This window comes from Rhodococcus sp. DN22, from assembly GCF_036669995.1.
Classification (GTDB): domain Bacteria; phylum Actinomycetota; class Actinomycetes; order Mycobacteriales; family Mycobacteriaceae; genus Rhodococcus_F; species Rhodococcus_F erythropolis.
Genome location: NZ_CP133326.1, coordinates 6,153,792 through 6,180,492 on the forward strand (window position 1 = coordinate 6,153,792; position 26,701 = coordinate 6,180,492).

General features: G+C 60.9%; 25 protein-coding genes. 18 read left to right on the top strand and 7 right to left on the bottom strand.

Annotated features, from left to right (window positions below; genetic code table 11):
* The first annotated feature begins 40 nt into the window (after window positions 1-40).
* Complete coding sequence (locus tag RA302_RS28435) at window positions 41-529, top strand: hypothetical protein (RefSeq protein ID WP_030537159.1); 489 nt, start codon at window positions 41-43, stop codon at window positions 527-529.
* Between the two features lie 60 nt (window positions 530-589).
* On the opposite strand, the gene RA302_RS28440 is transcribed toward RA302_RS28435, so the two are convergent.
* The 3 genes from RA302_RS28440 to RA302_RS28450 all read right to left on the bottom strand — a co-directional run bounded on the left by RA302_RS28440 (window position 590) and on the right by RA302_RS28450 (window position 3,450).
* A complete protein-coding gene (locus RA302_RS28440; RefSeq protein ID WP_030537158.1) occupies window positions 590-1,450 on the bottom strand; it encodes an acetylxylan esterase in 861 nt (286 codons plus the stop codon).
* A gap of 186 nt (window positions 1,451-1,636) precedes the next feature.
* The gene (locus tag RA302_RS28445; protein WP_030537157.1) at window positions 1,637-2,563 is read right to left on the bottom strand and encodes a LysR family transcriptional regulator; all 927 of its coding nucleotides are present in this window, start codon (window positions 2,561-2,563) and stop codon (window positions 1,637-1,639) included.
* Window positions 2,560-3,450 carry a LysR family transcriptional regulator gene (locus tag RA302_RS28450; protein ID WP_030537156.1) on the bottom strand — a complete coding sequence of 297 codons (891 nt, stop codon included), beginning with the start codon at window positions 3,448-3,450 and terminating at the stop codon, window positions 2,560-2,562. The genes RA302_RS28445 and RA302_RS28450 overlap by 4 nt, the downstream gene beginning before the upstream one ends.
* 234 nt (window positions 3,451-3,684) lie before the next feature.
* On the opposite strand from RA302_RS28450, the gene RA302_RS28455 reads away from it, so the two are divergent.
* From RA302_RS28455 to RA302_RS28480, 6 genes are all read left to right on the top strand, one after another.
* Window positions 3,685-4,557: an ABC transporter permease gene (locus RA302_RS28455; RefSeq protein WP_030537155.1), complete on the top strand. Its 873-nt coding sequence runs from the start codon at window positions 3,685-3,687 to the stop codon at window positions 4,555-4,557.
* A gap of 11 nt (window positions 4,558-4,568) precedes the next feature.
* The gene (locus RA302_RS28460; RefSeq protein WP_037126877.1) at window positions 4,569-5,342 is read left to right on the top strand and encodes an ABC transporter ATP-binding protein; all 774 of its coding nucleotides are present in this window, start codon (window positions 4,569-4,571) and stop codon (window positions 5,340-5,342) included.
* Window positions 5,343-5,402: 60 nt separating this feature from the next.
* On the top strand, window positions 5,403-6,359 hold the full coding sequence (locus RA302_RS28465) for an ABC transporter substrate-binding protein (protein ID WP_030537154.1): 957 nt from the start codon (window positions 5,403-5,405) through the stop codon (window positions 6,357-6,359).
* A gap of 52 nt (window positions 6,360-6,411) precedes the next feature.
* Window positions 6,412-7,509 (top strand): hypothetical protein, encoded by a 1,098-nt coding sequence (locus tag RA302_RS28470; protein WP_030537153.1) that lies wholly within the window; start codon window positions 6,412-6,414, stop codon window positions 7,507-7,509.
* Window positions 7,506-8,642 (top strand): CoA transferase, encoded by a 1,137-nt coding sequence (locus tag RA302_RS28475; protein ID WP_030537152.1) that lies wholly within the window; start codon window positions 7,506-7,508, stop codon window positions 8,640-8,642. Before RA302_RS28470 ends, RA302_RS28475 begins: the two co-directional genes overlap by 4 nt.
* Before the next feature lie 80 nt (window positions 8,643-8,722).
* Window positions 8,723-9,706 carry a nitronate monooxygenase family protein gene (locus RA302_RS28480; RefSeq protein WP_030537151.1) on the top strand — a complete coding sequence of 328 codons (984 nt, stop codon included), beginning with the start codon at window positions 8,723-8,725 and terminating at the stop codon, window positions 9,704-9,706.
* Between the two features lie 83 nt (window positions 9,707-9,789).
* Here RA302_RS28480 and RA302_RS28485 read toward each other — a convergent pair whose 3' ends face one another.
* On the bottom strand, window positions 9,790-10,074 hold the full coding sequence (locus tag RA302_RS28485; RefSeq protein ID WP_030537150.1) for a hypothetical protein: 285 nt from the start codon (window positions 10,072-10,074) through the stop codon (window positions 9,790-9,792).
* A 281-nt stretch (window positions 10,075-10,355) separates the two neighbouring features.
* Between RA302_RS28485 and RA302_RS28490 the strand changes: the two genes are divergently transcribed.
* Window positions 10,356-10,994 carry a hypothetical protein gene (locus RA302_RS28490; protein WP_051720894.1) on the top strand — a complete coding sequence of 213 codons (639 nt, stop codon included), beginning with the start codon at window positions 10,356-10,358 and terminating at the stop codon, window positions 10,992-10,994.
* A gap of 142 nt (window positions 10,995-11,136) precedes the next feature.
* Here RA302_RS28490 and RA302_RS28495 read toward each other — a convergent pair whose 3' ends face one another.
* Window positions 11,137-11,997, bottom strand: coding sequence for a haloalkane dehalogenase (locus RA302_RS28495; RefSeq protein WP_030537148.1), 861 nt, complete (start codon window positions 11,995-11,997; stop codon window positions 11,137-11,139).
* 134 nt (window positions 11,998-12,131) lie between these two features.
* On the opposite strand from RA302_RS28495, the gene RA302_RS28500 reads away from it, so the two are divergent.
* Both RA302_RS28500 and RA302_RS28505 read left to right on the top strand, forming a co-directional pair.
* Window positions 12,132-12,761 carry a TetR/AcrR family transcriptional regulator gene (locus tag RA302_RS28500; protein WP_051720892.1) on the top strand — a complete coding sequence of 210 codons (630 nt, stop codon included), beginning with the start codon at window positions 12,132-12,134 and terminating at the stop codon, window positions 12,759-12,761.
* 1,247 nt (window positions 12,762-14,008) lie between these two features.
* Window positions 14,009-15,178, top strand: coding sequence for an iron-containing alcohol dehydrogenase (locus tag RA302_RS28505; RefSeq protein WP_024487884.1), 1,170 nt, complete (start codon window positions 14,009-14,011; stop codon window positions 15,176-15,178).
* A gap of 79 nt (window positions 15,179-15,257) precedes the next feature.
* Here the strand turns inward: RA302_RS28505 and RA302_RS28510 are convergent, their stop codons facing one another.
* A complete protein-coding gene (locus tag RA302_RS28510; protein ID WP_007735574.1) occupies window positions 15,258-15,938 on the bottom strand; it encodes a TetR/AcrR family transcriptional regulator in 681 nt (226 codons plus the stop codon).
* Window positions 15,925-17,571, bottom strand: a complete 1,647-nt coding sequence (locus RA302_RS28515) for a class I adenylate-forming enzyme family protein (RefSeq protein WP_230587621.1) — start codon at window positions 17,569-17,571, stop codon at window positions 15,925-15,927. Before RA302_RS28515 ends, RA302_RS28510 begins: the two co-directional genes overlap by 14 nt.
* Window positions 17,572-17,724: 153 nt before the next feature.
* On the opposite strand from RA302_RS28515, the gene RA302_RS28520 reads away from it, so the two are divergent.
* From RA302_RS28520 to RA302_RS28555, 8 genes are all read left to right on the top strand, one after another.
* Window positions 17,725-19,674 carry an NAD(P)/FAD-dependent oxidoreductase gene (locus RA302_RS28520; RefSeq protein ID WP_030537145.1) on the top strand — a complete coding sequence of 650 codons (1,950 nt, stop codon included), beginning with the start codon at window positions 17,725-17,727 and terminating at the stop codon, window positions 19,672-19,674.
* 2 nt (window positions 19,675-19,676) lie between these two features.
* Entirely contained in the window at window positions 19,677-20,867 is a 1,191-nt protein-coding gene (locus RA302_RS28525) for a CaiB/BaiF CoA-transferase family protein (protein ID WP_030537144.1), read from the top strand.
* A gap of 40 nt (window positions 20,868-20,907) precedes the next feature.
* A complete protein-coding gene (locus RA302_RS28530; protein ID WP_020971347.1) occupies window positions 20,908-21,561 on the top strand; it encodes a TetR/AcrR family transcriptional regulator in 654 nt (217 codons plus the stop codon).
* Window positions 21,562-21,639: 78 nt separating this feature from the next.
* The gene (locus RA302_RS28535; protein ID WP_030537143.1) at window positions 21,640-22,545 is read left to right on the top strand and encodes a metal-dependent hydrolase; all 906 of its coding nucleotides are present in this window, start codon (window positions 21,640-21,642) and stop codon (window positions 22,543-22,545) included.
* Window positions 22,542-23,678 carry a PDR/VanB family oxidoreductase gene (locus RA302_RS28540; protein ID WP_030537142.1) on the top strand — a complete coding sequence of 379 codons (1,137 nt, stop codon included), beginning with the start codon at window positions 22,542-22,544 and terminating at the stop codon, window positions 23,676-23,678. The genes RA302_RS28535 and RA302_RS28540 overlap by 4 nt, the downstream gene beginning before the upstream one ends.
* Window positions 23,679-23,686: 8 nt before the next feature.
* The gene (locus RA302_RS28545; protein ID WP_007735566.1) at window positions 23,687-24,115 is read left to right on the top strand and encodes a limonene-1,2-epoxide hydrolase family protein; all 429 of its coding nucleotides are present in this window, start codon (window positions 23,687-23,689) and stop codon (window positions 24,113-24,115) included.
* Between the two features lie 191 nt (window positions 24,116-24,306).
* Window positions 24,307-24,501, top strand: a complete 195-nt coding sequence (locus RA302_RS28550; RefSeq protein ID WP_030537141.1) for a hypothetical protein — start codon at window positions 24,307-24,309, stop codon at window positions 24,499-24,501.
* Between the two features lie 365 nt (window positions 24,502-24,866).
* Window positions 24,867-25,394: an AAA family ATPase gene (locus RA302_RS28555; RefSeq protein WP_007735561.1), complete on the top strand. Its 528-nt coding sequence runs from the start codon at window positions 24,867-24,869 to the stop codon at window positions 25,392-25,394.
* The last annotated feature ends 1,307 nt before the right edge of the window (window positions 25,395-26,701 follow it).

Here is a 26,701-nt window from a genome sequence, read left to right on the forward strand (position 1 = left end):
CCGGGGCGTTGAGATGCATCGTGTGTGAGATGATCGCGCCATGTCTGCGATCACCGACTACTTCACCGCGCGCACGGATGAACATGCCACCTCTGCCCTCGAGGGACTCGTCGACTTGGAACCAGAGGTGATGGAGGCGAACGCAGCTTCTCGCCCGCGGATCCAGTTGGCTGCGAGTGGGACTCCAGTTCTGCAGGCGAAAGGCGTCGATCCAGTTGTCGCGCTCGGCCGACTGGAAGCAGCCCTCACCGCTCGCCCCTACGACGAAGTTGCAAAAGGTCCACGCTGCGGGAAACTCGTCGCGATGAGCGACGACGGCGACACCCTCGTGCTCACGGTTACCGACGAATTGCGTGATGCACTAGCGGAATTGAACGCAGAAGGCGTCGCGGCCGCTGCGGCCGCCTGGGCGATCGACGAGACCAGTGAACCGTCGGAGGACTCAGTGCCGTTCCTGACCGCCTTCGTCGAACTAGCGACCAGAGCTGTGGCTCAGGGCGAACGAATGTACGGCTACGTCGTCATTTGAGCTTCGCAACTCCGCCGATCTGAACAGACAGGTCGTTCGTCTTCGACTCCCGACTTACCGTCAGCCCGGGATCTGCCGGGCCAGATCGTTGCGGTCGAAGTCGGAGAACTGCTGGGTGTCAGTGCAGTATCCACAGCTCGCTCCGAAGAACTCGGTGCGAGCGTTCGGATCGTCGAGTAGCCAGTACCGCAGCCACGCCGTGCTCGGCCCGCGCATATCGCCGCCGTTGATCGCCGTACCGAAGTGCGTGGCGCCGCGCAGTTCCAGATACTCGGCAGGCACGTGGTCTGCGTCCTCGTACATCGCCCGCACGATCGCCGGCCAAACGATTGCGTCGGCCTGGCCGGCCAGATAGAGAACCGGCTCGTCGATGAGATCGACATCATTGAGCGGGCCTGGTTGGATCGCGACGGCAGTGTCGACGCGGTCGTCGATCGCCGCGTTGATCGCCGCAGACCCGCCCTGCGAGTGCCCCACCGCACCAATGTGTTCCAGGTCGACTTTGCCGTAGAAGACACTCGACGGGTTGGCCGCTTTGTCCGCGATGAGGTCGATTCCCGACCGCATGGTGATGGCGAAGTTGCTTGCCGGTGTATTGGCGGCGACCACGATGAATCCGTGGCTGGCGTAGTGGCGCAGCAAGGAGGTGTACGCACCGGGGAGCACACCGGTCCCGTTCCCCCAGATCACAACAGGGTGCTTCTCGCCGCGCGCGCCGAGCTGGCGCGGGTAGTACAGAGTGTGCACCAGCCCGATCGAGACGTTCGGCGTGTACGGCCCTGCACTCGCCCAATCGTGCCCGACGCTCGGGATGCCGGGCGCATCGGCAGCCGCTGTTCCGGTTGCGCCCGTGAGTCCTAGCGTCGCGCACAACGCAACCGCCGCTGCAGCATTCACGAAATGTTTCAGAGACTTTCGCATGAAAGTCAACCTTTCGAAGTTGATCCGGAGTGACGTGTATTACATATTCACGGGAAGGCAACCCGTCGGCTTTGTTTCAGGAAACGGACTATCCCAGAAGTGTTGTGTCTGTGGACAAAATCATCGTTCTCGGTGGATGCCCGGGCGACGCGAATACCCAGAGCGCAAGGTCGAGATCGCCTCGGCCTACGGCTTCCGCGCGGATTGCTCGGCACACAGCCGTAGGAAATGTTCGACGATCTGCGTGTTCTGGCCGTCCCTTGCCACGGCTGCGATCTTCCGTGGGGGCAGTTCGAATATCTCGCCCACAGTGCACCCGCGTTCGGATGCTCGCTCGGCACTGGAGAGTTCGAGGATGACAGCACCGATCCCTTCGTACGCGAAATCCGCGAAGGCATCGCGGTGCTGTGACCTCATCATGAATGCGTGGTCGATTCGCGGTTCGATCGACCGCAGATGGCGATAGACATCGGAAGTTTCGAACCGTGGTGCGACAACCAAGCCGATGCGCATGAGATCTTCGCCGATGAATACCCCGTCCACCGGTGACGGGGTACCGGGCGGGCAGACGAGCCGCAACTTGTGGTCCGGAAGGCGCACCGTGCGCGTCCCGGGAACACCGGTGGGCGGCGACTCCATTATTGCCACGTCAGCGGTGCCTGCCATGACCGGGTGAATCGCATCGGCCACGGATGACCCAGGCGGATCCGAGATAGTGATCCTCAGGTTCGGCACCTCCGTGCGCAGCGCTCCGAGCAGTACCGCTGCGGGATCGTCCGCAAGGCTCGCTGTCGTGGCAACACTGAGGCGGGGGACTGCTGGCAGTAAGGACTCGCTGTCGACCACTAATCGGTCGAGCGCGGCCAGCGCTTCGCGTGCTGGATCGATGAGATTCCGTCCGCGCGCCGTCAGCGTCGCGCCGGTCCGGCCTCGATTGAAAAGCCGTCCTCCGACGCGTCTTTCGAGCCGCGCAATTGATTGAGAGACGCTCGATGTTCCCGTGAACTGATTTGCCGCTGCCGCCGTGATACTGCCGTGTTCGACGACGGCAAGGAAGTCTTGTAGCTGCCGCGGATCGATTCGCGGGGTTGCGGACTCTCCGAAGTTGCTCATCCAGCGTTCCCCATCCCACCTTCGTCACGTAATCGGCTGGTCGTCTCGATAAACGCTTGTGCCGCAGGCGATGGCGTCGAACCGTGGAACATCCAAATATCACGAGTGAGTGGGGGCCGAGTACGACACAGCACCACACCTTCTCCGACTGTATCGGCGACAGATTCGGGAAGGAAGGCGACGCCGACTCCCGCGCGTACCAGTGGGATCATCGAGGCCACAGAGATAGTCTCCGCAACCACCGCCTCGTCCACAGTGCCTTCGCCCAGGCGTTCCGCCAACAGTCGCCGAGTGACATCGTCACGCGGGCTGGTGATCAATCCGATTCGCAACAGATCCGTCAACGTCGCTACCCCCTCGCCTTCACTTCGTGCGGCGGGCACCAGCGCAACGATTTGTTGCCTGCCGAGAAGGATACGTTCAACACCCTCGTCGAACACCTCGTCCACCCCGAGGCCGATATCAGCCTGACCCGAGGCGACCACCGTTCCGATTCCGTCGGTGTCGTTGCTGAGCATCGTCACCGCAACGTTCGGAAACTTGCTTTTGAACGCACCCAGGGCCGTGGCCGCTGGATCACGCGCCAGTGTTCGCGGACACACGACCGTCAGCCGACCCCGCTGCACGACGTTCAATGGATGCAAAGCGTGATCCAAATCCCGGTATGCCCGAAGTACTTGGGCCGCCGGACCTGTGAGATCGCGTCCAGCGTCGGTCAGGGTGACTCCCCGCGAGCCACGGCGGACGAGCGTCAGGCCGCACTCTTTCTCCATCCTGGCCAGAGCCTCCGAGATCGTCGGCTGGCTGACCCCCAGTCCGCGAGCCGCAGCGGAAATGCTGCCCCGATCAGCAAGGGCGAGAAAGTATTCCAGATGACGCCGGTCCATTCGGGGTTCCCTTCTCCTGGCAGTCCTCGCGCGCACCCGATTTTGCGCCCGTCAGACATAGGGAAACCCTATGGCATACCTCTCGAATGTGGCGTAGACGGGAAGAAGAATCCCGTGATCTGCTTCACATATGAACGCAGTGAGCAACAACCCGGGGAGCTTCGACCAGAGGCACCCGTCTGCTTTTGTCGAGCACCTATCGCCGCCTGCGAGCACTACGGAGGAGGCGCCGAAATGACCGAAACCATCACCGCAAGTTCGCCATCCGGTGCTACGTCACCCCGTTCCGTGAGGCGGGCGCGCTCTGAGCCGAAGCCCGCTCGACAGCGTCGATCCGGTACGCGACTCACCATCGGGGTACGACTGGCCCAGGTCGCGCTGCTTCTGGTCCTACTCGGAGCGTGGCAGCTCGTCGCATCGCACGGTTGGATCGAGCCAGTTCTGGCCAAAACGCCAGGCGAGGCCTGGGCCTACTTCACCGCAGCGGTGCAGTCGGGCGAGATTTCGTCGAACTTGCGTGCCACGATGACTGCCGTCGTGATCGCGTGGATCCTCGCTAGCGCAGTCGGGGTGGCGGTCGGACTCTCTCTCGGACTGCTTCCGACCCTCGAACGCATCATGAGTCCGTTCCTGGATGCGGCGAATGCCATGCCACGTCTTGCGCTGGCGCCTCTGCTTATCGTCATCTTCGGGATCACGATGACGGCGAAGGTCGCTCTCGCGTTCACACTCGTCTTCTTCATCGTCTGCTCGAGTGCACGAGCCGGTGTGAAGTCGGTGGACGACGAATGGCTCCGACTATCCACTGTCCTGAATGCCAGTAAGACACAGGTGTTCTGGCACATCCTCCTCCCCGTCGCAACACCTGGCATTTTTGCCGGTCTTCGGTTGGGGCTGATCTATTCGCTACTTGGCGTTGTCGGTTCGGAACTGATCTCGTCACGGGACGGGCTGGGCCAGCTTGTGTCGATCTACTCGGCCCAGTTCCGGATGGAAGCGGTCTACGCGATCCTCATACTTCTCGCAATCGTCGCAGTCGTCCTCAACCAGGTCATGAACTTCGCCGAGCGCTACCTCCTTCGGTGGCAGCCGCCGGCTCGACGATGACAGGAATCATCATGGATACCAACGTGATTACACCCGCCGTACAACTCGACGGACTGACGATATCCTTCCCCTCACCCGACGGGTCGACGAAAACTGTGGTCGACAATCTCGACCTCACCATCCCTCGCGGACAGTTCGTGAGCTTGGTCGGCAGGAGCGGTTGCGGAAAGACCACTCTGCTCAACGCGCTCGCTGGATTGGTGGACGCAACAGAAGGGAAGACTGAGGTCCTCGGCACAACACCATTCGACGCTCGTTCTCGGATGGGCTTCATGATGGCCCGAGATGCGCTGTTCCCGTGGCGAACAGCGCAGAAGAACGTGGAGTACGGTCTCGAATTGAGGGGAGTACCCAAGGCGGAGAGACGAACTCAATCAGCGCGCTGGCTTGCGGCCGTTCAAATGTCCGAGGCGTCACGGCTGTGGACTTGGCAACTCTCCCAAGGGATGCGCCAGCGTGTCGCGTTGGCCCGAACGTGGGCACTGGATCCGGACATCTTGTTGATGGACGAACCCTTTGCCGCCCTCGATGCGCAAACCCGAGTCGAAGTACAGCGAGAATTCCTCGAGCTTTGGCAATCCCAGGTAGGCCGGACGGTCATCTTCGTAACCCACGACCTCGGCGAAGCCATCTGTCTCTCCGACCGCGTTCTGCTGCTCGGGGCCGGCCGGGTGATCGACGACGTCAGCATTGACATCGAACGCCCCCGCGAACTCGAAACCCTCACCGCCGAACCTCGATACATCGAAATCTTCAACCGGCTGCGTGGTCAGCTCGACCACTGATGTGCCCAGCCAACTCAGCTTGATTTCTGATGCGCCCAACCATCAAGGAACAGGAATCCCATGAAACTTCGACCTTTTGTCGGCACAGTCATTGCAGCGGCCCTACTGCTTTCCGCGTGTGGAGGGGGAGGGCGTCCGAACGACGGTAGCGTCGCCATCGGGGTCTACCCTGCGAGTGCTTTGTCCCTGCCTGTCTACGTCGCTGTCCAACAAGGAATGTTCGACAAGGAAGGCCTCCACGTCGAGCTCATCGACGGAAAGAACGGGCCCGAACTCATCAGCGGTCTCATCGGCGGTACAACCGATCTCGCGGTCGGTGCACCCGGAACCGTCGTGCCGGCCATAGAGCAAGGGCAGAGTCTGCGGCCACTGTCCCCCTACGGGTCGATCGATCTTGCGATCGCCGTGACGAAAGACAGCGGCATCACCACCATCGAGGATTTGCCCGGCAAGCGGATCGCCATACCGTCACGTGGCGGCGCGGCCGAGCAATTCGTCAATCAGCTTCTCGCAGAGAGAAACATCGACGCCTCCACGGTTCAATTCATCGCAGCGGCACCCACCGCGAGTCAGATACCACTCGCACGAAAGGGCGACATAGATGCCGCCGTTCTCACCGCTGCCAGCCAGGCCGTATTCGATGCTCAAGGAATTCCGATGACGGCGATTACAGAAGTAGACCCGGTGGGCTCTGACGGCGTGAGTTCATACGGCCTGGGCACGGTGCTCGTCACGACAGCCACATTCGCTGAATCCGATGCTGCTGCCCCCGTGTGTGCTGCGCTCGAGGCCGCAGCAGGGTGGATAGCCGATCCCGCGAACGAGCAAGCAGGAGCTCAACTTCTCACCGAGCGAATGAATGTTCCTGCTGACAAAGCCAACCAGGTGTGGGCTTCGCAGAAGACCCTCTGGCCGGTCGAGATTTCAGCCGACCGATGGACCCAGAACGTCGCATGGGTGAACAACCAGACCTCGGGCAAGTCCGACGCAGACGTCCCTTTCGACCCCCTCTGCTGACCAACGCCTCCCATACACAATCCAGTTCGTCTACCACGAGAGAGAAGAAAAGATGACACAACTCGCTGACCAGTCAACACAATCCGAATCCCAGCACGATCGCCGGCAGCTCACCGAGGCTTGGTCTGCAGTCACCGACAGCCTTGCGACATTCGGTTCGACCGCTGCCGCTACCGGATCGCCGCTGGACAGCGCCGAAGGTGTACGGCACGCACTTCGTCTGTTCGGATACCTCGCCGAGATGAACATCGAGCGCCAAGACGTGCTCCGGCCTGAACTCTTCACCCTGATGTCACCGATGCGAAAGTTCTGGGGAGACGGCATCGACGTCGACTACTGGACTGCGATGATCGACCCCAACGAGACATACCGTATTCACGGTAACCGTGGCACAGTGCCGTACGTCGCCGTCCTCGCCAATCGCGTCGGCGCGTCTGGGACCGACAGGGTCGCCGACAACATCGTCATCGACGACAAGGTGTGTGACGCGGACGGCAACTTCGAGATCTTCGTCGCACAAGAGCTGGAGGGGCGCAGCGGCATTCGGCTGGATGAGCGCTGCTTCGACGTAGTAGTGCGTGTGTATCACAAGACGCGTAACACGGAGATCGATCCTGTTCTCCACATCGAGCGCCTCGGTCCGCCGCCTGGTGCACGCCCCGATCTCGACACGGCGTGGCTGACCCAGCGCCTCACGAAACTTGCTCGTGGCATGGACGTGAGCCTTCGACGCAGTCTTCAGCTCATCGAAACACTCAGTCAGTCTCCCAACGAGATTCGCGTGACCTCGGAGCAGCGAGGGTGGGGAGACTTCTACGGCACCAGCTCCAACCAATACGTTGCCGGCTGGTGGTCACTGAAAGACGCTACTGCCGTGGATATTACATTCACTCTCCCGGACTGCACCTACTTCGGAGTGATGCTGTACAACCACTGGTTCGAGTCCTTCGAGTACCGCGACCACACCGTCAACCTCAACGACGCACACTTCGAACGCAATGACGATGGAACGGTGACGATCCGAATCGGGGGAGCAGAAGGTGACAGAAACCGACTGAACCCCTGCAACCACACCGAAGGAATTCTGTTGGCGCGCTGCCTGGAGCCCGCTGAGGATGTCACTTCGCCTCATGTGGAGATCATTCGATGACCGACGAAGTAGACCTGCCGTTGGCAGGTGTCCGAGTAGTGGAGATCGGTCAGCTGATCGCAATACCCAGCGCCGGGCAGCAGTTGTCCGACCTCGGTGCGGAGGTCATCAAGCTCGAGCCCCCCGGCGGTGAACCGGCCCGACAAATCGACGCCGACTACGCGCGCGGCATCTTCTACGGGTACAACCGTGGAAAGCGTTCAATCTGCCTCGACCTCAAAGACTCCGCCGATCTGCAGCGAGCTCGGGATCTGATCGCATCGAGCGACATCTTGCTGCACAATCTTCGCCCGGGAACCCTCGATCGATTGGGATTCTCCTCTACCGAACTCCAACGCCTGCGACCGGAAATCATCGCCGTCTCGGTGAGCGGGTACGGGGCGGAAGGCCCGTCCGCCACCCGCGCGGGGCTCGACATCGCTGCGCAAGCAGAGAGCGGACTGATGTCGGTGACGGGTGAGGCGGATAGCCCACCACAACGTGTGGGCGCACCGGTCATAGATCATGCAACGAGCTACGTTGTCGCTCAAGCGGTACTGGCAGCGCTACTGCGGCGCGAACGCACCGGCAGGGGCTCCTCCGTCCGAGTTTCCCTGCTGGACGTCGCAATCCACTTGCAAACCGCCAACTGGATCGAGTGGCAGGTATCCGGAAAGCCCATGAGTCGCAAAGGGAACGGACAACCGAGCGTCGCACCGGCGGCAGACGTCTTTCGTGCCGTCGACGGCGAGCTGGTGATCAGCGGATACCAACCGCAAGCCTGGATTGAACTGTGCAAGGCAATCGACCTGCCGGAGTTGGCCGACGACCCGCGGTTCACCACCAACGCGCTGCGCGTGGAAAACCGTGTTGACCTCGTCGCCACGATCGAGAAGCAGCTGTGCCACCGTAGCGCCGCGGAAGCGGTAGAGCATCTCACTGCGGCCGGAGTGGTTGCCGCAGTTGTGCGTGACTACGACCAGGTAATTTGCGCCGACGATGTGATTGCGAACCGTACCTTCATCCCCGGCACCAACGAACATGGCGAACAGTATTTGACGCCTGCCATGCCCTATCGCGCCGAACCTCCGATGGCACGAACTGAACTTTCACAGGTTCCGGCCTTGAACGAGTGGACAACATCGACGCGCTGAATGCGCCGTTCGGGTCGAAATTGACTTTGCACCAACGCAACTGACAAACAGATAGCCATGCACCATCGAGGAGATGTCCAGTGCTGACCACCGCATTTACCGAGACATTCGGAGTTCGCCACCCAATCGTGCAGGGCGGCATGCAATGGGTGGGGAGAGCAGAACTCGTAGCGGCAGTTGCAAACGCCGGCGCGCTCGGCATGCTCACTGCCCTGACACAGCCGACACCTGACGATCTTGCCCGAGAAATATCCCGAACGCGCGAGCTCACCGATCAATCTTTCGGGGTCAACCTCACAATTCTCCCGACGATCACACCTCCGCCCTACGATGAGTATCGCAACGTGATCATCGACTGCGGAGTGAAAGTCGTCGAGACAGCTGGATCGTCTCCCGCGCCCCATCTGCCGCACTTTCACGGCGCAGGCATCAAGGTTCTCCACAAGTGCACCAGCGTCCGCCACGCGGTCAAAGCCCAGGCCCTCGGTGTCGACGGCATCAGCATCGACGGGTTCGAATGTGCCGGGCATCCAGGGGAAGACGACGTACCGGGTCTCGTCCTCATCGCTGCAGCAGCAGAGCGGATCAGCATTCCCATGATCGCGTCCGGTGGATTTGCCGACGCGCGAGGATTGGTGGCCGCCCTGGCGCTTGGCGCCGACGGCATCAACATGGGCACTCGGTTCATGTGTACCGAGGAGTCCCCGATTCACCACAACATCAAGCAGGCGATAGTCGCTGCCTCGGAGGTCGACACGGAACTGATTTTCAGGTCACTACGCAATACCGCACGGGTAGCACGCAACAGCATCAGCCAAGAAGTTGTCGAAATCCTCTCCAGTGGTGGCAAATTCGAAGACGTTCGACATCTTGTGGCCGGTGCGCGGGGCCGAGCGGTGTTCGACAGCGGCGACCAGGAGGCTGGCATCTGGACGGCTGGCACTGTGCAAGGATTGATTCACGACATCCCCACAGTGGGTGAATTGGTGGAACGAATTGTCACAGAGGCCGAAGCACTGATTGCGGGTCGGCTTGCCGATCTCCTGGACCCTGTCAGCGCTTGACGCTGTCCGAACCCACTGGGCGCTACCGTCGGCCAGTTCTTCGCGAATGCCCCTGCCGTCACGCTCGCCGACCCGCATGCCGCCTACACCTCGTCCTCGATGCGTCGTGCGGTGACGACAAGCCCTTCCGGATCGCCTCGCGGCTTCTTATCGCCACTCGATCGTTTCGGGTGCATCCAGACGATCATTGACGTCGGGACGAGGAACGCATCGGAAGGAGCCACGAGACTGACAATCGCGCCACCGTCCTTGAGGACCATGCGGTATCCAGTCGGTTCTCGAGGACGGTGGCAGGGAGCGTCGAACAGCATCACCGTGATCTGCTCCTCGATGACACCTTGCGCATGCAAATAACGTAGTACCTCCATTCCCGGACCCACGGTCGACGGACGATGGAGAGCTAAGACTCATGTCGCGTGGTGCATGGCCAAACACCTTGATAGGTAGGCATCCACACGACTGTGCAGCTATTCGTCGTCATCGAAGGCCCGAGTTGGGTATCAGATGAAGGCGGACAACGGTTCTCGGCTACTTCAGGGAAGCAGAGCCGTGGAACCCATGCGAATCGCACCAGTCGGGCCCGGATGACGGAATGCTCGTCGACGCGCTACGCTGCCCCTAACCCGACACGACCACAGATCCGAACACCATGACCGCATCGGCCGAACCGACACCTGACGACGTGGTGTCGGCCGCAAAAGCGCTGCACGCGCTCACCGCGATACCGGACCACTCACCGCGGTGGTCGAACACGGCAGAACCGACTCAATGGACTGCGACGCACACGATCGAGCACATCAGCGACGCGCTGCTCTTCTACAGCGGACAGGTAGCGAGACGGGCCGACGCCAAACTACAGGTCCTGCGCGACGGTCGCGATGCCCCCGTATCCGAGCATCTCGACAACGTCCTTTCGTCCGCACATGTACTCGCCGCTCTGCTCCGCGACCTCGCGGAGGAACGTGCGTTCCACCCCAGCGGAGCAGCTGACGCGCCAGGGTGGGCTGGCATGGCTGTCACCGAAATACTGGTTCACGGCACCGACGCAGCACGTGCCGTGGGTGTCGGGCTGATTCTTCCCGAAAATGTTTGTGCGAGAACAGTGTCGCGGGTTTTTCCCTGGATCGATCTGACTTTGGGCAGGGCGCCCGAGTTACTGCTGGCCATCGCCGGCCGATTCTCCATCGACGGCGTTCACTCCGATCCCGATTGGTGGTGGCAATCCGCTCCGCTCGTCGAATGGGACGGCCTCCCCAGGCGTCGCGATGTCAAACCGGGGTGGGCCTGACACTTACCTGACCCCGCTCATGCCGTCGACCGAAGCGGTCCCCTCACTCGCGTGCAGCCCGATCGTGGCCGGCGTAGGGTCTTTGGTTCGCTGACCACGAGCTGAACTCTGAGTTCAACAGCAGCCGTGGATGACCCGACAATCACGGAAATCGATTCGCAATGGCCACGATGATTTCATCGGGCGCGTGCTCCTGGATGAAATGCCGTGCATGAGGTAGTTCGACGACGTCAAGGTCGGTGAACGTCTCGCGTATCCGCGGGATACACGCTTTCGGACGGAACACCCTATCCCGCATCCCCCACACTGCAAGAGCCGGTTTGTCCCCCAGCAGCGCGGGCACGTCCTGGGCGAGTTGGGCCAACTGTGTTCGTGCGGCACGGATTTCCTTGGGCATGACCGCGAGTCCACGCCGCGATTCCTCTGTAGGTTGCACATTGCGATAGTGGTCAGCCTCCTCCTCGGTTAACGTGCGGCCAAGTTCCCCGAGCAAGAAACGCTCCACAAGGAGATTCTGCTCGAGTATCCGGCGTTGCATGGGTCGGCTACTCATGATCACGCTGAATGCTTGATTGGCCAGTGGCTCGATCGGCCAGAACACCGTGTTGCCAAGCACGATCCCTCTGACTCGATCTGCCCGCTCAGTTGCCGTGCCCAGCCCGATAGGTCCACCCCAGTCCTGCCCCATCAAGACAAAGCCGTCCAATTGAAGATGGTCGATCAGTTCACCTAAAATCGTCGTGTGCTGTGAAATTCTGTATCCGAAATTGTGCGGCCGCTCGGACAACCCGAAACCCAGGTAGTCCACCGCAATGCACCGGTACCGGTCGCGCAGCCCCGCCACGACTTTCCGATAGAGGAAACTCCATGTAGGGGAGCCGTGGCAGAACACAATCGGCGGACCCGTCCCCTCGTCGATGTAGTGAACTCGACCGGCAGACGAGTCGAACCAGCGCGACTCGAACGGGTACACAGTCTTGTCTGGAACGAAATCGATCATCACGTGGTGCCTCCTTGTCCGACCTATCTCCCCATGTCGCGCAATAGACCCAGCGCGTATTCGAATATCACGCACGACATTCTCGCTACACCTGTAGCAGCAGCATGTTTGCTACGCTACACCTGTAGCATCGAATCGTGTCTACACAAGCGGCTGGCAGCCATGACCGTCGAGAGCTGATCGCCAACAGCGCCATTCGTGTCATTGCCCGTGACGGAGTTCGCGCGCTCACTCACCGAGTGGTCGATATAGAAGCCGGAATCCCCCAGGGCGCGACCTCGCACCATGCAAGAACTCGACTCGCGCTCCTCGAACTCATCGTCAACACCCTTGCCGAACGCGCGATAGCTGACGCCAAACAAGCTGCAGCCTTTCTCAATGCAACGGCACAAGGTGAGCACCAACTGAGCATTTCTGATCTGGCAGGCGTGATCACCGAACTTGTCGAGACACTTTCGGACCGCCGCGACGACATGAAGGCGCGCTACGCCCTTGTTCTCGAACTCGGTGACGAACCACTGCTTCGAAGAAAGCTGACAACACAGTCCGAGGTTCACTCCATAAGCCGAGAAGTGACAGCGATACTTTTCGACAGAGCAGGTCTGCCGAGTTCCGACGAACGAGTCGACGAGTTGATCACCCTCACGGATGCGCTGGTCTTTCACCGAACGATCATCCAAGAGAACACATCCCCTGAATCCATCCTCGCCGCCTATTTGCGAGGCATAGCCTTCCCGCCGGAGATTCGTGCGACCCGATCGACGTAACCGAGGCGCCTTAGACCGACCCGTCGTCGATTTTCCGCCACGGACCAATGCCTACCAGGACTAATGGAGCCGAATTCGCACAAATGCCGGTGCCAAGACCTATGACCGTGTAGTCGTGCTTCCGCTCGCAGGATTACGTCAACGACAGAAGGCCGTAGGTTCCGGATCTACTTAGCCCGATCGGCCTGTACTTTTCGACAACCTCCGCGCCATTCACCACCGAATTTCCTGGCGATGATGGCGTTTTCAGCAACTGAACAGGCGTAGTGGATGCGGTGAGGTCCCGGCCTTCAGATTGGAAGCCCGGGAGCACTTGGTATCCCACGGTCCTCACAGCCCTTGTCACTACTGGTTGGTGGGTTGAAATGTGTTCGTCGTATGGCCACGAATCGCGTCGGCATCCGACTGAGACCGGTTCTCTGGTGCAGGTTCTGTGCCCACCTGAACACCGTGTCGGCACGGTAGCCATGTTTCGTGACCCGACGGCGAGGCGTCTGGTGAAATGCCGCAAACCGAGATCTGCCTCGCAGCACAATCAACCACACCGCGAGCGAACTCAGCAGCACCAGAAGATAGTTCGCCTGTTTGGCGCGCGGCACGTCGACCAAGCAACGGTCAATCTGCTGCCACCACGAACCAGCTGGATCAACCCGCGGCATACCTCGCGATAATTGTTCACCTCAGTGCCGCTGTTCCGACCAAGGAAAGTTCGAGGCGCTTCTCCACGGCGAAGTCGATGCATGTCGCGCCGCCGACACCATTCACCTGAGTGCCGGGAAGGGTGCGCACTGGATTCGGCGTCCGTCACCAGAGTGCCAGTGATGGCTACAGCCCCAGTACTCAACCCAGGCGTCATCACGCAGCTGTTCCCGAAATTAGGCAATCGGCGGTTAGGTAATTCGACCTTTTGGGGATCGAATCCACCGTAACCGATTCTCGCCCTCCACTGGAGATGCAACGGCGCGCCGCCGAGAGCCATGAGGATTTCTGAAAAACTGCAGATCAAGTCAGTATTGACGCCCACGGACTAACCTCGCCCTCTGGTTCCACTGGCAAAAAGACAAACGATTGTGGCGTGCGCCACAAATCTCCTATAGGGTAACCACTGTTAGCCTGCGACGGGGTGCGAGACATTTCCCAGCGCCGGATCCACGCTCTATCCCACTCCTGAACAGACCGAGCGAGAGCTGAGCGCTCTTGACGACGTCGTGGTGGATTGAGGATCAAGAAAGAAAGATGGTATTGCCGTGCAGTCATCACTTGTCTCTCTGCCGTCCATGGAGAGAGTCCGCATTGGCGCTCCGGTCGCGGAGGCCGCGGCCCAGGAAGCAGAGTTGCTCGGGGCGAACCGAGTCTTCGTCGTATGTAGCGGGACGCTCAACTCGCAGACCGACGAGATCGCTCGGGTGATCGAGGCATTGGGTGATCGATTCGTGGGACTGTTCGATGCGGTTCGACCTCATGTACCGCGCGAAGACGTCATTGCTGCCACCCGAGTTGCTGCCGACGCCGATCCGGACATGCTGTTGTGCGTGGGCGGCGGATCGGCGACGGACCTGGCGAAGATCCTTGCAATCACTCTGGAGCACGGAGTTCGCGAGGCGTCGCAAATGGACGCCTACCACCTGCAGGTCAATCCCGACACATCGGTGACCGCCCCCACCTTCTCCGCCCCGAAGATCCCGGTAGTGGTGGCGCCCACGACCCTGGCGGGAGGTGAGTTCAACGCGTTGGCCGGGTCGACGGATGAGACGAGCAACGTCAAAGAGGGTTACTTGCATCCGGCGATGACCCCGAAGGCTGTCATCCTCGATCCTGCACTCACGCTGCACACTCCGGAGTGGCTGTGGCTGTCGACCGGGGTTCGCGCACTGGACCACGCCTTCGAGACCCTGGGCTCACTCGAATCGAACGGGTACTACGACGGGATGGCGATGAATGCCATACGACTGCTCTCCGAAGGACTCGTCCGAGTGAAGGAGAACACCGACGACGTGGATGCGCGGCTGATGTGCCAGGTCGGTGCGTGGTCGTCAATGGTCGCGATCGTCGCAGGCCTCGACATGGGCGTCAGCCATGCCGTCGGGCATGCACTCGGCGGTTCGTTCAACGTCCCACACGGGTACACCTCCTGCGTCATGGCGCCCTTCGCGCTCGAGTACAACCGCGAAGTCAACGAGCATCGCCAGGCGCTGATCAGTGCGTCCTTGGGTGCGCCGCAAACGCCCGCACACGAGTTGGCGGACTCGCTCATCCGGCGGCTCGGCATGCCGAGATCGCTGGGAGAAGTCGGGCTGACCGAAAACGACCTCCCCAGTCTGGCTACGTACACGTTCAAGGACATCTGGTGCGGGACCAATCCGAACCCCATCGCGAATCCGGATGCTTTGGTTCCTTTGTTGCGGCGGGCACTCTGATCGAGCTCGAAAACAAGTGATCCCCCTCCACGTCGGGTGGAGGGGGATCACTTGTTTTCGGGCTGAACGGGCGTAACCGTCAGCTGGGCGTACCGCCGTTACCACTCTGCGTTCCGGGACGGTGACGGAGAATTCCGACGACGATGTAATCCACGTAGGTTGCCACCAGCGCCTCGATATCGTGGTCGTCTCGAAGCCACCAGCTCACGCCATTCATGAGGTCGAGCACCGCAACAGCCGCACGCTGTGGGTCGGCGATCTCGAACTCTCCGGCGCGGACCCCGGCAGCAATCACATCGCGCACACGCCTCTGGTAGTACTTGCGGTACTCGAGCACCCTCATACGGTGTTCGTCGGTAAGCGCCGAGATCTCTCGTAGGCTTACCAGATGCTCGACCCTGTTCATCGCCAAATACCGCAGATGAACATCGATCAGCGAGGTGAGTCGCTCGACCGGAGTTCCAGTCTCGTCGAGGACAAGTAGATGCTCCTCGACCGGGTCCCGAGTCATCTTGAGCGCGATCGCGTAGAGGATCTCCTCTTTCGAGGTGAAGTGGTTGTAGAGGCTCGCGCCCTTGATTCCCACCGAATCTGCGATGCCACGCATGCCTGCCGAGTGGTAGCCCTGATCAGCGAAGTATTCGGCCGCCGCGGCCAGTATGTCGTCACGTCTGCTTGGAAGCCCTTCAAGCCGTGGTCGACCGGATCCGGGTGTCGCGCTGCTGGCAGGATCGATGTTCAGCGTTTCAGTCCTTTGCATACAGGCGGCGTAGTTCTCTCTTGAGCAGCTTCCCCTGAGGGTCCGTGGGCAGCTCATCCACAATCTTGATCGCCTTTGGAACCTTATAGCCTGCGAGCACGGTCTTGCAGTGGTCTCGCAACTCCTGGCCGGTGAGGTCGCTGCCGTCTATGACGATGACGAAGCCTGTGACCGCCTCGGACCAGTATTCGTCCGGAAGTCCCACGACGGCGGCGCGCGACACCTCGGGGTGGGCTTGTAGTACGCGCTCGACCTCCTGCGAGGACACGTTGTAGCCGCCCGTCTTGATCATGTCCTTGCTGCGATCGAGGAAGAACATGTTGCCCTCCGAATCGCGACGTACGATGTCGCCGGTGTGGACCCAACCACCGTCGAGGACAGCGGCGGTCTTCTCGGGATCCTTGTAGTAACCCAGCATCACCGACGGCGTGCGACAGAGGAGTTCACCTCGCTCTGCTTCATTTCCGTCGGCATCGACCACCTTGACCTCGAGATGGCCTACAGGCTTGCCGATCCAGGTCGGATCCTGATCGGGAATGTCCTCGAGTCGCTTGAACCAGCCGACGGAGCCCAACTGCGTCAACTCGGACTGACCCCAGTAGGTGCCCCACACCGATGCGGGCGCCGCGTGGTGCCATGCGTCCACCGTTCGCGGCGAGACCTGACCTCCATAGGTCAGGCAGCGCTGGATGGTCCCGACAGTCTCAGGACCGAAGTCAGGATGATCTGCGAGCGAGATGAAGAACGTCGGGGTTTGAGCCAGGACGGTGATCTGCTCCGCTTTGATCATGTGCAAAGCGTCGGCAGGCGCGAGGCTGGCCGGGAGCACGAGCGTCGCTCCCAATAGCAGGAGCGAGGTCAGGGAGCCGATTCCGGCAATAGTGTGGAATGGCATGACGTAGAGCCAGACGTCATCGTCCAGGCATCGCAGTCCCCATGTGTACGCAGGTGCGGTGGAGACCAGGTAGTTGCGATGCGGCAGCATGACGCCCTTCGGAGCCGCCTCGGTTCCACTGGTGTACACGATCATTGCGAGATCGTGCTCGTCGACATCGCAATCCGGCTCTGTCGGCGACGAGGACTCGAGGAGTTGATCGAAGCAGTGGCCGCCGAACTCGTCCGTGCTGTCGAGAACAATGATTTCGGGGCGGGTACCGAGTCCCGCCAGCGCTTCTTCCAGTACCGGCAGGAATTCCGCGGCCACGACCACAACCGCGGGCTCGAGGTGCCCGATCTGTTGAGCCACTTCGTTCGGTCCGAAAAGGACATTGATGCCGGAGTACACCGCCCCTACTTTGAGAGCACCGTAGTAGGCGACGATTGACTCCACGCGATTGCGGGCCATCACGGCGACCCGGTCACCGCGGGAAACACCGAGTCCGAGGAACATATGGGATGCCCGGTTGGCATCCTGATTGAGCGCACCGTAGGTGGTCACGGTGCGTCGACCACCTGGGGCATACGACACGATCGCCGGCTTCGAGTATCGACTCTGCGAGTGGCGGCGTAGCTGGTCGCCCAACGTCGCTCGCCCTAGCGGTGACGACTGGGTCGCTGTGAGGGATCGGACAAGCGGACCTGAACTCCGTCGCACATCAGTGGCATCCGATTCGACACTTGTCGACAGATCCATGGTTCCTCAACTTCCTGAATGCTTACCGCGGTTAGTATGATGTGGCTCATACTGTCATCGGCATCCACGCGGGTCAAGCAGAGTTTCCAAGCAACAATGGGAATATCGAAATCACACTTGGTTGTGTCGCTAACGACTGTTAGCCTGCATGACATGACTATCGTCACTGACCTGGACCGTGACCACCTGCGTTCGGCGGTGTTACGGGGCAACGTTCCGACCATGCTCGCCGTGTTGCTGGAGCTGACCGCCGATGAGCGGTGGGTGGCACCCCGCTATCAACCCACGCGCAGTCGGGGCATGGATGACAACTCCACGGGAGGACTTCCGGAGGAAGTTCAGTCCGAAATCCGGAGCGCGTTGATCGACGCAGTGGAACGCTGGTGGACGCTGGACGAGCCGTCCCGGCGGACACTGGACAGCTCGGAAGTCGAGCGAATCCTCAACTTCACCTGCAGCGAGACCGTGCCGCCGGACTTCGCGCCGATGATGGCGGAGATAGTCAATGGTCCGCAGATCAAGCCTGCCACCACCAAGTGCGACGAGCGACTCCACGCCATCGTGATCGGAGCCGGCATCGCGGGGATGCTGGCCTCCGTCGAGCTCACCCGCGCTGGAATCCCTCACGTGATCCTGGAGAAGAACGACGACGTCGGCGGATCATGGTGGGAGAACCGCTATCCGGGCGCCGGAGTTGATACACCGAGCCACCTTTACTCGATCTCGTCGTTCCCTCGTAACTGGTCGACCCACTTCGGCAAGCGCGACGAGGTTCAGGGATATCTCGAGGACTTTGCGGAGGCCAACGACATCCGGCGCAATGTCCGCTTCCGCCATGAGGTGACGCGCGCCGAGTTCGAGGAGTCGAAACAGAGTTGGCGTGTGTCCGTCCAGCGACCAGGTGAGGCGCCGGAGACCCTCGAGGCTCCCATCCTGATCAGCGCGGTCGGTCTGCTCAATCGTCCCAAGATCCCGCATCTACCGGGAATCGAGACCTTCCGTGGTCGCCTCTTCCACTCCGCCGAGTGGCCGAACGAGCTCGACGATCCCGAGTCGCTCCGCGGAAAGCGAGTGGGCATCGTCGGTACCGGAGCCAGTGCTATGCAGATCGGCCCGGCCATCGCGGATCGTGTCGGATCGCTGACGATCTTCCAGCGCTCACCACAGTGGATCGCACCGAACGACGACTACTTCACGACCATCGACGACGGCGTCCACTGGCTGATGGACAACATCCCCGGCTATCGCGAGTGGTACCGGGCGCGTCTGTCGTGGATCTTCAACGACAAGGTGTACTCGTCCCTCCAGGTCGACCCCGACTGGCCAGAGCCGAGCGCCTCGATCAATGCGACCAACCATGGTCATCGCAAGTTCTACGAACGCTATCTCCGCGATCAGCTGGGTGATCGAACAGATCTGATCGAGGCATCTCTTCCGGACTACCCGCCCTTTGGTAAGCGAATGCTGCTGGACAATGGCTGGTTCACGATGCTTCGTAAGCCCGACGTCACACTGGTGCCCCACGGAGTCGACGCCCTGACACCTTCTGGACTCGTCGACACGAACGGCGTCGAGCACCAGCTGGACGTCATTGTCATGGCGACGGGTTTCCACAGTGTGCGCGTTCTTTACCCGATGGACATCGTCGGTCGATCCGGCCGGTCCACCGGAGAAATCTGGGGCGAGCACGACGCGCGTGCCTACCTGGGAATCACAGTTCCTGACTTCCCCAATTTCTTCGTCATGACCGGACCGAACACCGGCCTGGGACATGGGGGGAGCTTCATCACGATCCTGGAATGTCAGGTCCGCTACATCATGGATGCCTTGAAGTTGATGCAATCGGAAAACCTCGGCGCGATGGAGTGCCGGGCCGAGGTCAACGATCGATACAACGAGGCCGTCGACCGACAGCACGCACAGATGGTCTGGACCCATCCGGCAATGGAGAACTGGTACCGAAACCCGGACGGTCGCGTCGTGTCGGTCCTTCCATGGCGGATCAACGACTACTGGGCCATGACCTACCGAGTCGACCCGGCAGATTTTCGTACCGAGCCGGCACGCTCCGAGTCGGTCCCGACTCCGACCGCGCGAGGGTGATCATGCAGGACGAAGCCACCGGCGGAGTGCACGGCGGGCCGCTGTCGGGTATCCGGGTCATTGAAATGGAGGCCATAGGGCCGCTACTGCACGCCGGTCTGATGTTGGCAGATCTTGGCGCCGATGTCGTGCGCATCGTGCGCCCCATCTCGATGGGAGCAGATGACGGAATCGACGATGCGAATGCGGGGATGCTCCGAGGGCGGACCGAACTCACTGCAGATCTGACCAAGACCGAAGATCTCGCCAAGGTGCGCAGGCTGATCGGCCGAGCGGACGTCCTGATGGAGGGCTCTCGGCCCGGCACGATGGAGAAGCTCGGCCTGGGCTCCGAGATCTGCCTGCAGGACAATCCGGGGCTGATCTACGGCCGAATGAGTGGCTGGGGCCAGAAGGGACCGATGGCCCGAGAAGCCGGGCACGACCTGAACTACCTTGCGCTTTCGGGCGCGCTCGAACAGCTCGGACCGGCTTCCGGGCCGCCGTCACCGCCGCTGAACTACGTCGGGAACTTCGGCGGCGGATCGATGTTCCTGCTCGTAGGAGTACTTGCCGCGCTGCACGAAAGAGAACGCACTGGCCGAGGCCAGGTGGTGGATACAGCGATGGTCGACGGCGCCAGTTCGTTGACTGCGCTCGTCCGATCGTGGCAGCATGCCGGCCGCTGGTCAGCCCGTCGTGGAACCAACCTCCTCGACGGATCTGCCCCGTTCTACCGCGCGTACGAGTGCGCAGACCACAGGTACATGGCGGTAGGGGCCCTCGAAGACGTGTACTACGACCGCTTCGTGTTCGGACTCGGATTGGATCCCGCCTCATTGCCGAATCGCTGGGACCAATCGACCTGGGACGACTTGTCCGAACGCTTCGGCAGAACCTTCGCCACACACGATCGCGACGCCTGGGTCGAGGTCTTCGACGGCCTGAACGCTTGTGTCACACCCGTGCTCACACTCCACGAGGCAACACTCCACGACCATGCAATACAGCGGACGGCCTTCGTCGATGCAGGAGGCTTTTCGATGCCCTCCGCCGCACCACGGCTGGACTCGTCACAGGGAGCAGCCCCACCACGGAGAAACGACGAACTGGACGCAACCGTGTCGCGATGGGAGATTGCCTCAGAGCACCTCGGGGGCAATTCCACTCGACATCGGTCCACTCGCATGGCTGTTGGTCCACAGACGTGGTGAGCGAGAGAACCGATGGCGCCAGGCGGGCTACGATTTCGGTATGCGCAGGCTGGCTGGATCGTTCGATCGTGACCTCCCCGGGTTGCCGCGTGGCCGCGGCCGACTGGCTGTGGACGAGGTCCAAGACGCGCAACGCGATCGCATTCTGCGTGCGGTGATCTCGTCGACGGCGGAGAAGGGGATCGCCTCGACCACGATCGCCGATGTCGTCGGGCGTGCCAGGGTGTCTCGTCAAGCTTTCTACAAGCAGTTCGAGAGCAAAGAAGCGTGCTTGATCGCGGCGATCGACGCCGGCATCGAGGTGATCGTCTCCAACATCACCTCGACACAAAGCTCGACCGCCAATTTATCTCTACACGAACAGCTTTCGGCTGTCATCGAGAAGTATCTCGAGACGTGTTCGTCCGAACCGGAGTTCGTGCGAGCCTGGGTGGTGGACCTACCTGTGGCCGGCCCGGCCGGGGTGGCGAAGCGCAACGAGTACGTGGAACTGCTCGCCGATGCATTGCTCGTCGGCTACTCGTCCAAGTCTTCAGAAGCCCCGGGGCGTGAAGTGTTTCTCGCGGCGATCGGCGGTTGCAACGAGTTGTTCTACCGCCAGGTGGTTGACGGGTCGAATTCGTACATGAATCTTCATGCGCCGATCATGTCCTTCCTTGAACGGGTACTGGATCTCTCGTCCAACCCTTCGTAGTCCGGTGTTGACAAGCCAAGGGTAGATCGCCATGCTCATTCATAAGTACTGCTACGTACTTATGAACGAGGAGTGGTCATGCGAATTACGAGTGGACTGACACAGAGTCCGATCGCACCGCCCGGCCGGGTAGCGATCCGTCCGCGGCGAGTCGATTTCGACTGGGAGAAAGCGCCTTTGGTGTGGTTGCCGAACGAGCCGATCGCCTCATACCTCCTCAGCTCGATGAACCTCGTCATCCCGGAGGGCGAACGGATGATGATCCAGGCCTTCGAGCAGGCCCTCCCGGACGTGCACGACGAGAAGCTTCGCGAGGACATGCTCGGTTTCATGGGTCAAGAACTGCTGCACGCAGAGGCGCATGACGAGGTCATGAATCAGGTGTTCACACGGCACGGGATCGACCCGGCCCCGTTCAACCGCCAGATGCAGTATTTCTTCCGTAGAACTTTGGGCGTCGGTGACGACCCCGATCCGCGGGCCATCCGGCAGCGTCTGATCGAGCGTCTCGGGATTTGCGCGTCTTCGGAGCATATGTTCGCGTTCGTGGGCGACTGGGCGTTGAACGCGGACTTGGAGAAATTCGGCGCGGATCCGCAGATGCTTGACCTCTATCGGTGGCATGGGGCCGAAGAAGTCGAGCATCGTGCCGTGGCACACGAGGTCGCCACGTACTTCGGAGTCGGCTACTTTCGCCGCTGTATCTCCATGATCATCACGTGGCCAATCTTTTTGGGGTGGTTGCTCCGTGCTGCGATGTATCTGAGTCGCAACGACCCCAACACGCCGAACATCGGTTATCCACGATTGCTACTGGAATTCGTCCGCGCCGGACGCCGCGGACTGGTGCCTGGTGTATCGAAATGGTTCTGGAGCGGTGTGTCGACGTTCGTGCCGGGATTTCACCCCGACAGTGTGGGGTCCACCGCCCAGGCCCTCGCCTACGTCGCGCAATCGCCAGCGGCCAAGCGGGTCAACACATGACACCCAACGCGCCCGAACTCACACAGCGGTGGCCGGCCCCCCGCGAGATCCCGGTCGACCTACGTCGCGGCAAGCGCCGCGACTCGATTCTGCGCATTCTGGACGTCCTGGTCTCCACGCAGGTCAAGTTGGCGGTCTTGATTCATCGCGACGAGCCACCGGAAAACCGGATCGACGAGTACAAGACAACGCTCACGGTGTCGGAGCGCACGACGGTGGCCACCGACAACGACGTGGTCAGTCTCGAACTGCGAGCACCTGACGGCAGCGACCTCGAACGGTGGTATCCCGGGGCACACCTCGACCTGTACCTGCCCTCGGGACGGATACGTCAGTACTCGCTGTGCGGCGATCCCGCCGATCGACGCTGCTACCGGATCGCGGTACGCCGGATTCCTGATGGTGGCGGCGGATCGAACGAGGTGCACGACGAGTTGCCAGTCGGTACCGTCGTCGGCGTTCGCGGTCCACGCAACGCATTCGGGTTCGTCGAACCCGGGCGAATCGAGCGCGCGAAGCGCGTTCACTTCGTGGCGGGTGGCATCGGCATCACACCGATACTGCCGATGGTCCGCGAGGCGGAGCGCATGGGCCTGGATTGGTCGCTGATGTACGTCGGTCGCGAGCGCCGCACACTACCGTTCCTCGAGGAATTGTCGCCGTTTGGTGATCGGGTCACCATCCGCACCGACGACGAATACGGCCTACCCGCAGCGAACGATCTTCTCCCGCCGAATGTCCGCAGCGGCGACGCGATCTACTGTTGCGGTCCCGTCCCGATGATGGACGTGATCACAGCTAGTGTGCGCAACGAGCCCGGTGTGGAAGTGCACGCCGAACGCTTCTCCGCCGCACCGGTCGTCGATGGACGACCCTTCCGCATCCAACTGACTCGCACCGGTCAGGTCATCGATGTCGCCGCCGACCAGACCGCACTGGACGCGGTGCTGCGTGTGAACCCGAAAGCCCCCTATTCATGTCGTCAGGGCTTCTGCGGCACCTGCATGGTCCACGTCAGCGACGGCGACGTCGATCATCGTGACAATTCGTTGAGCCCAGCCGAGCGCGCCGCCGGCAAGATGCTCCTGTGCGTTTCGCGGAGCAACAGTCCCTGCCTGACGGTCACCACATGAATCCACCGATGAGAAAACACAATTCCAGACAACCGGAGTACCTGTTGAACGACGATCAACTGACATCGCGGGTGGTGGACCTGCTGATCGCACTGGAAGAAATGGACGCCGATGCCGTGCGCGCACTCGTCGATCCCGACATCGAATGGCGCAATACCGGCCTGCCCAGCGTGCGTGGAAGCAAACGCGTCGAACTGGCGCTCACGATCGTCTCTCGCCTGATCACCAGGTACGAGGTCGTGGAAGTGCTCACGATGACCACCGACCACAACACCGTGTCCTCCCGGCGACGAGAGATCATCCGCATCGGATGGTTTGCCATGCACCTCGACGTAGACGGCCACTACACATTCGCAAACGGCCTGCTTCGCATTTGGGACGACCGCTTCTCCTACCGCCGACTGCTCCGCGGATTGCGATTCGGCCCAACCACCTGAAGTAGCGACGTTTTGTGTCGCATTTTGCCGGGGAGTCCTCACCAGATGCTGAAATCTCCCCCTGCAGCTTCTCGACTGCATCCTCGGTTCAGGAGTTCGGCCGCTGGTGCGGAGAACTCTCGCCGAGTCTACGTTCGCGCATGTGACCAGCTCGTTGTTCCTTTGGACTGCAACGGGATTGGATACCGCTGATGGATGCTCGACAATTGTTCGCCCTCGGCGCGCTCGGTACCGGGATGTTGTCGCTGGCCTTGCAGCTGACCCCGCTGTGTCTCGGCGCCGAGGATGCGGAGCAGTACGTCTTTGTTCGCGCCGCCAATGCCACCGCGGTCCTCAGCCTTGCTCTGCTGTCCGCCGCGTTTGTCTTCTGGCCGCCGGCTGGATGACTTTCCGGGCGCAACATGTTCACGAATAATGGAGTTTCGGTGAATCCACCCATAAACCACTACCGCCGGCGATCGGTGGAATCGATCCTCTTCGGCGGAGCCCTTGCAGCACTGCTGCTCTCGGGATGCACGATAAGTTCAGCAGATCCCACTACCGAGGGCAGGCAGTCGTCGAAGATGCCCACCGACTCCGAGCAGATCACCACGGTGATCCGATCTCACCTCGATACCCTCAGTACGACTCGACCGAGGTGCAACGAGAATTGTCGACGGGTCAGGGCATCCAGGGGCCGGTATCGAGCCGACGGTCGACGGGTGCTCAACTGACAAGTAGTTCCGCAACTTTCTTCGAGAGGGCCCCACTAATGCGTATTGGAGTATCCGGCCCGCACGGGACCGGCAAGAGCACGCTGGTCGACGAGTTGTGTGGCCGCCTCGCGGGGCACATTCGGGTCGATGAACCGTATTTCGTGCTCGAAGAGGAGGGGCGCGAGTTCGAGTTTCCACCCTCGGCTGATGATTACCGTGCGCAGCTTCGTCGTTCACTGCGATTGCTGACTACACCTTCTTCTGGTGTTGTATTCGATCGCACGCCGCTCGACTTCCTGGCGTACTTGTCGGCGTGTGGTGTCGATCCGGAGGCAGAAGTCGAGGCGGCGATTGTGAGGTCCGCGCTGTGTACTCTCGACGTGCTGGTTGTGGTGCCGATTACCGTCGAAACAGTGCAGAAGTTGCCTGCGGTGGGGATGCCGGAGCTGCAGCGCGCGGTGAACGACGCGTTGCTGGATTTGGTGTACGCCGATCCGATGCAGGTGTGTGACTCCCTGGTAGTTGTCGAGCTTGACGGCCCACTCCGTGGGCGGGTCGACACGGTTCTCTCGGCTTTGCAGTGACACCGGAATCGTTGAGCTGGGTGCGTTCGAAAGATGCTGGTACTGATCGTTACTCGTGATGATCGACCTGATGAAACTTCGGTTTATGGCTGGCCGGTCTCTAAAATCGCAAGGGATGTACGTCTTCTCGGGTGAGCTGGTGCTGCCGCTCCTTCAGTTTGCCGCCCCGCAGAGCGCTGCTCACCAACGCGCGTTCCCGGGCTCACTCTCTGGCGGAGGGTATCGAAAACAGGCATCTCGTGGCTCAGAGTGAATTCTGAGAGCCGGTTGTCCTGGCGATTTTCGCGAAACCGAGGAAACGGAGTCCAGCGTGACAGTCGCCGCGTACCCATCCCTTCTGTTGCGATTCTCGCTACGGTCGCACTTGTCGTGGCCGGATGATCGTCGGGCTCCGAGACTGATTCGACGAACACCGTAACCGCTCGGCGGCCGCCCAACATCGACATAATCGCTGGTGCTCGCCCCGAATCCCACCACGACCGATTCTTGTCCAACCTTCAGGCGATGGCGGCTGTAGATTCCGATCTATTTGTCAGATCAACCTGCGACTTTCGAAAAACTACGCGACAGTTGGCGCTCAAATTCCGGGCAAAGATGGCCTTTTCGACAGCTGAGAACAATCCACCAGCAGTCGGTCAACACTGCCCCTCTCCCTGGACTCGACGGGATGAAACCGTTAGCAACGGAGCTACGAACGAGGCACGGGGTGTCAGGATTCACCAGTGTGTCGAGGACCGGGAGTGACTGCCGACGGAAACTGTTGACTAGGTTCGAACCTTTCCAGCACCAGGCCCCGACCCGACAGGTGACCTATCGCCATGGTTCTGTGGCAACAGGTGTGGCCGCGACTTCCCACGAGCATTCCGAGCGCTCCAAGGGGCACCCACCACCCCTTACATAATTTGCCAGCGGAGATCGTCCATGTCGTTTCCAACCTCAGCCGTCGTTGATGCCAACAAACACCTACTGGCGCTTTGCAACAACGGCAACATGATATGGTCGGCAACCAACAAAACCGCACACAACGAGATCGCATCAAACGGCGAACAGCTAACGACTGCAACAATATTCAGTCCACGGCAATCCGGGCTCACACCGCTCCGACGCCAACCACACGGGGACGCGGCATCACCGCTTTTCAATCCTGAAACAGCCACCCGAAAACCACCCCCTCACTTAGGGTGTCGGTTTGTCCAACAAGAACACGGACAAACCGCGGCAGGTCGAACTCATCGGTTTCGCCGCCGGGATGATGACGTACTCGATCGACCGGCCGTGTAGTGGGGAGTCTTCACCTTCCCGATCGG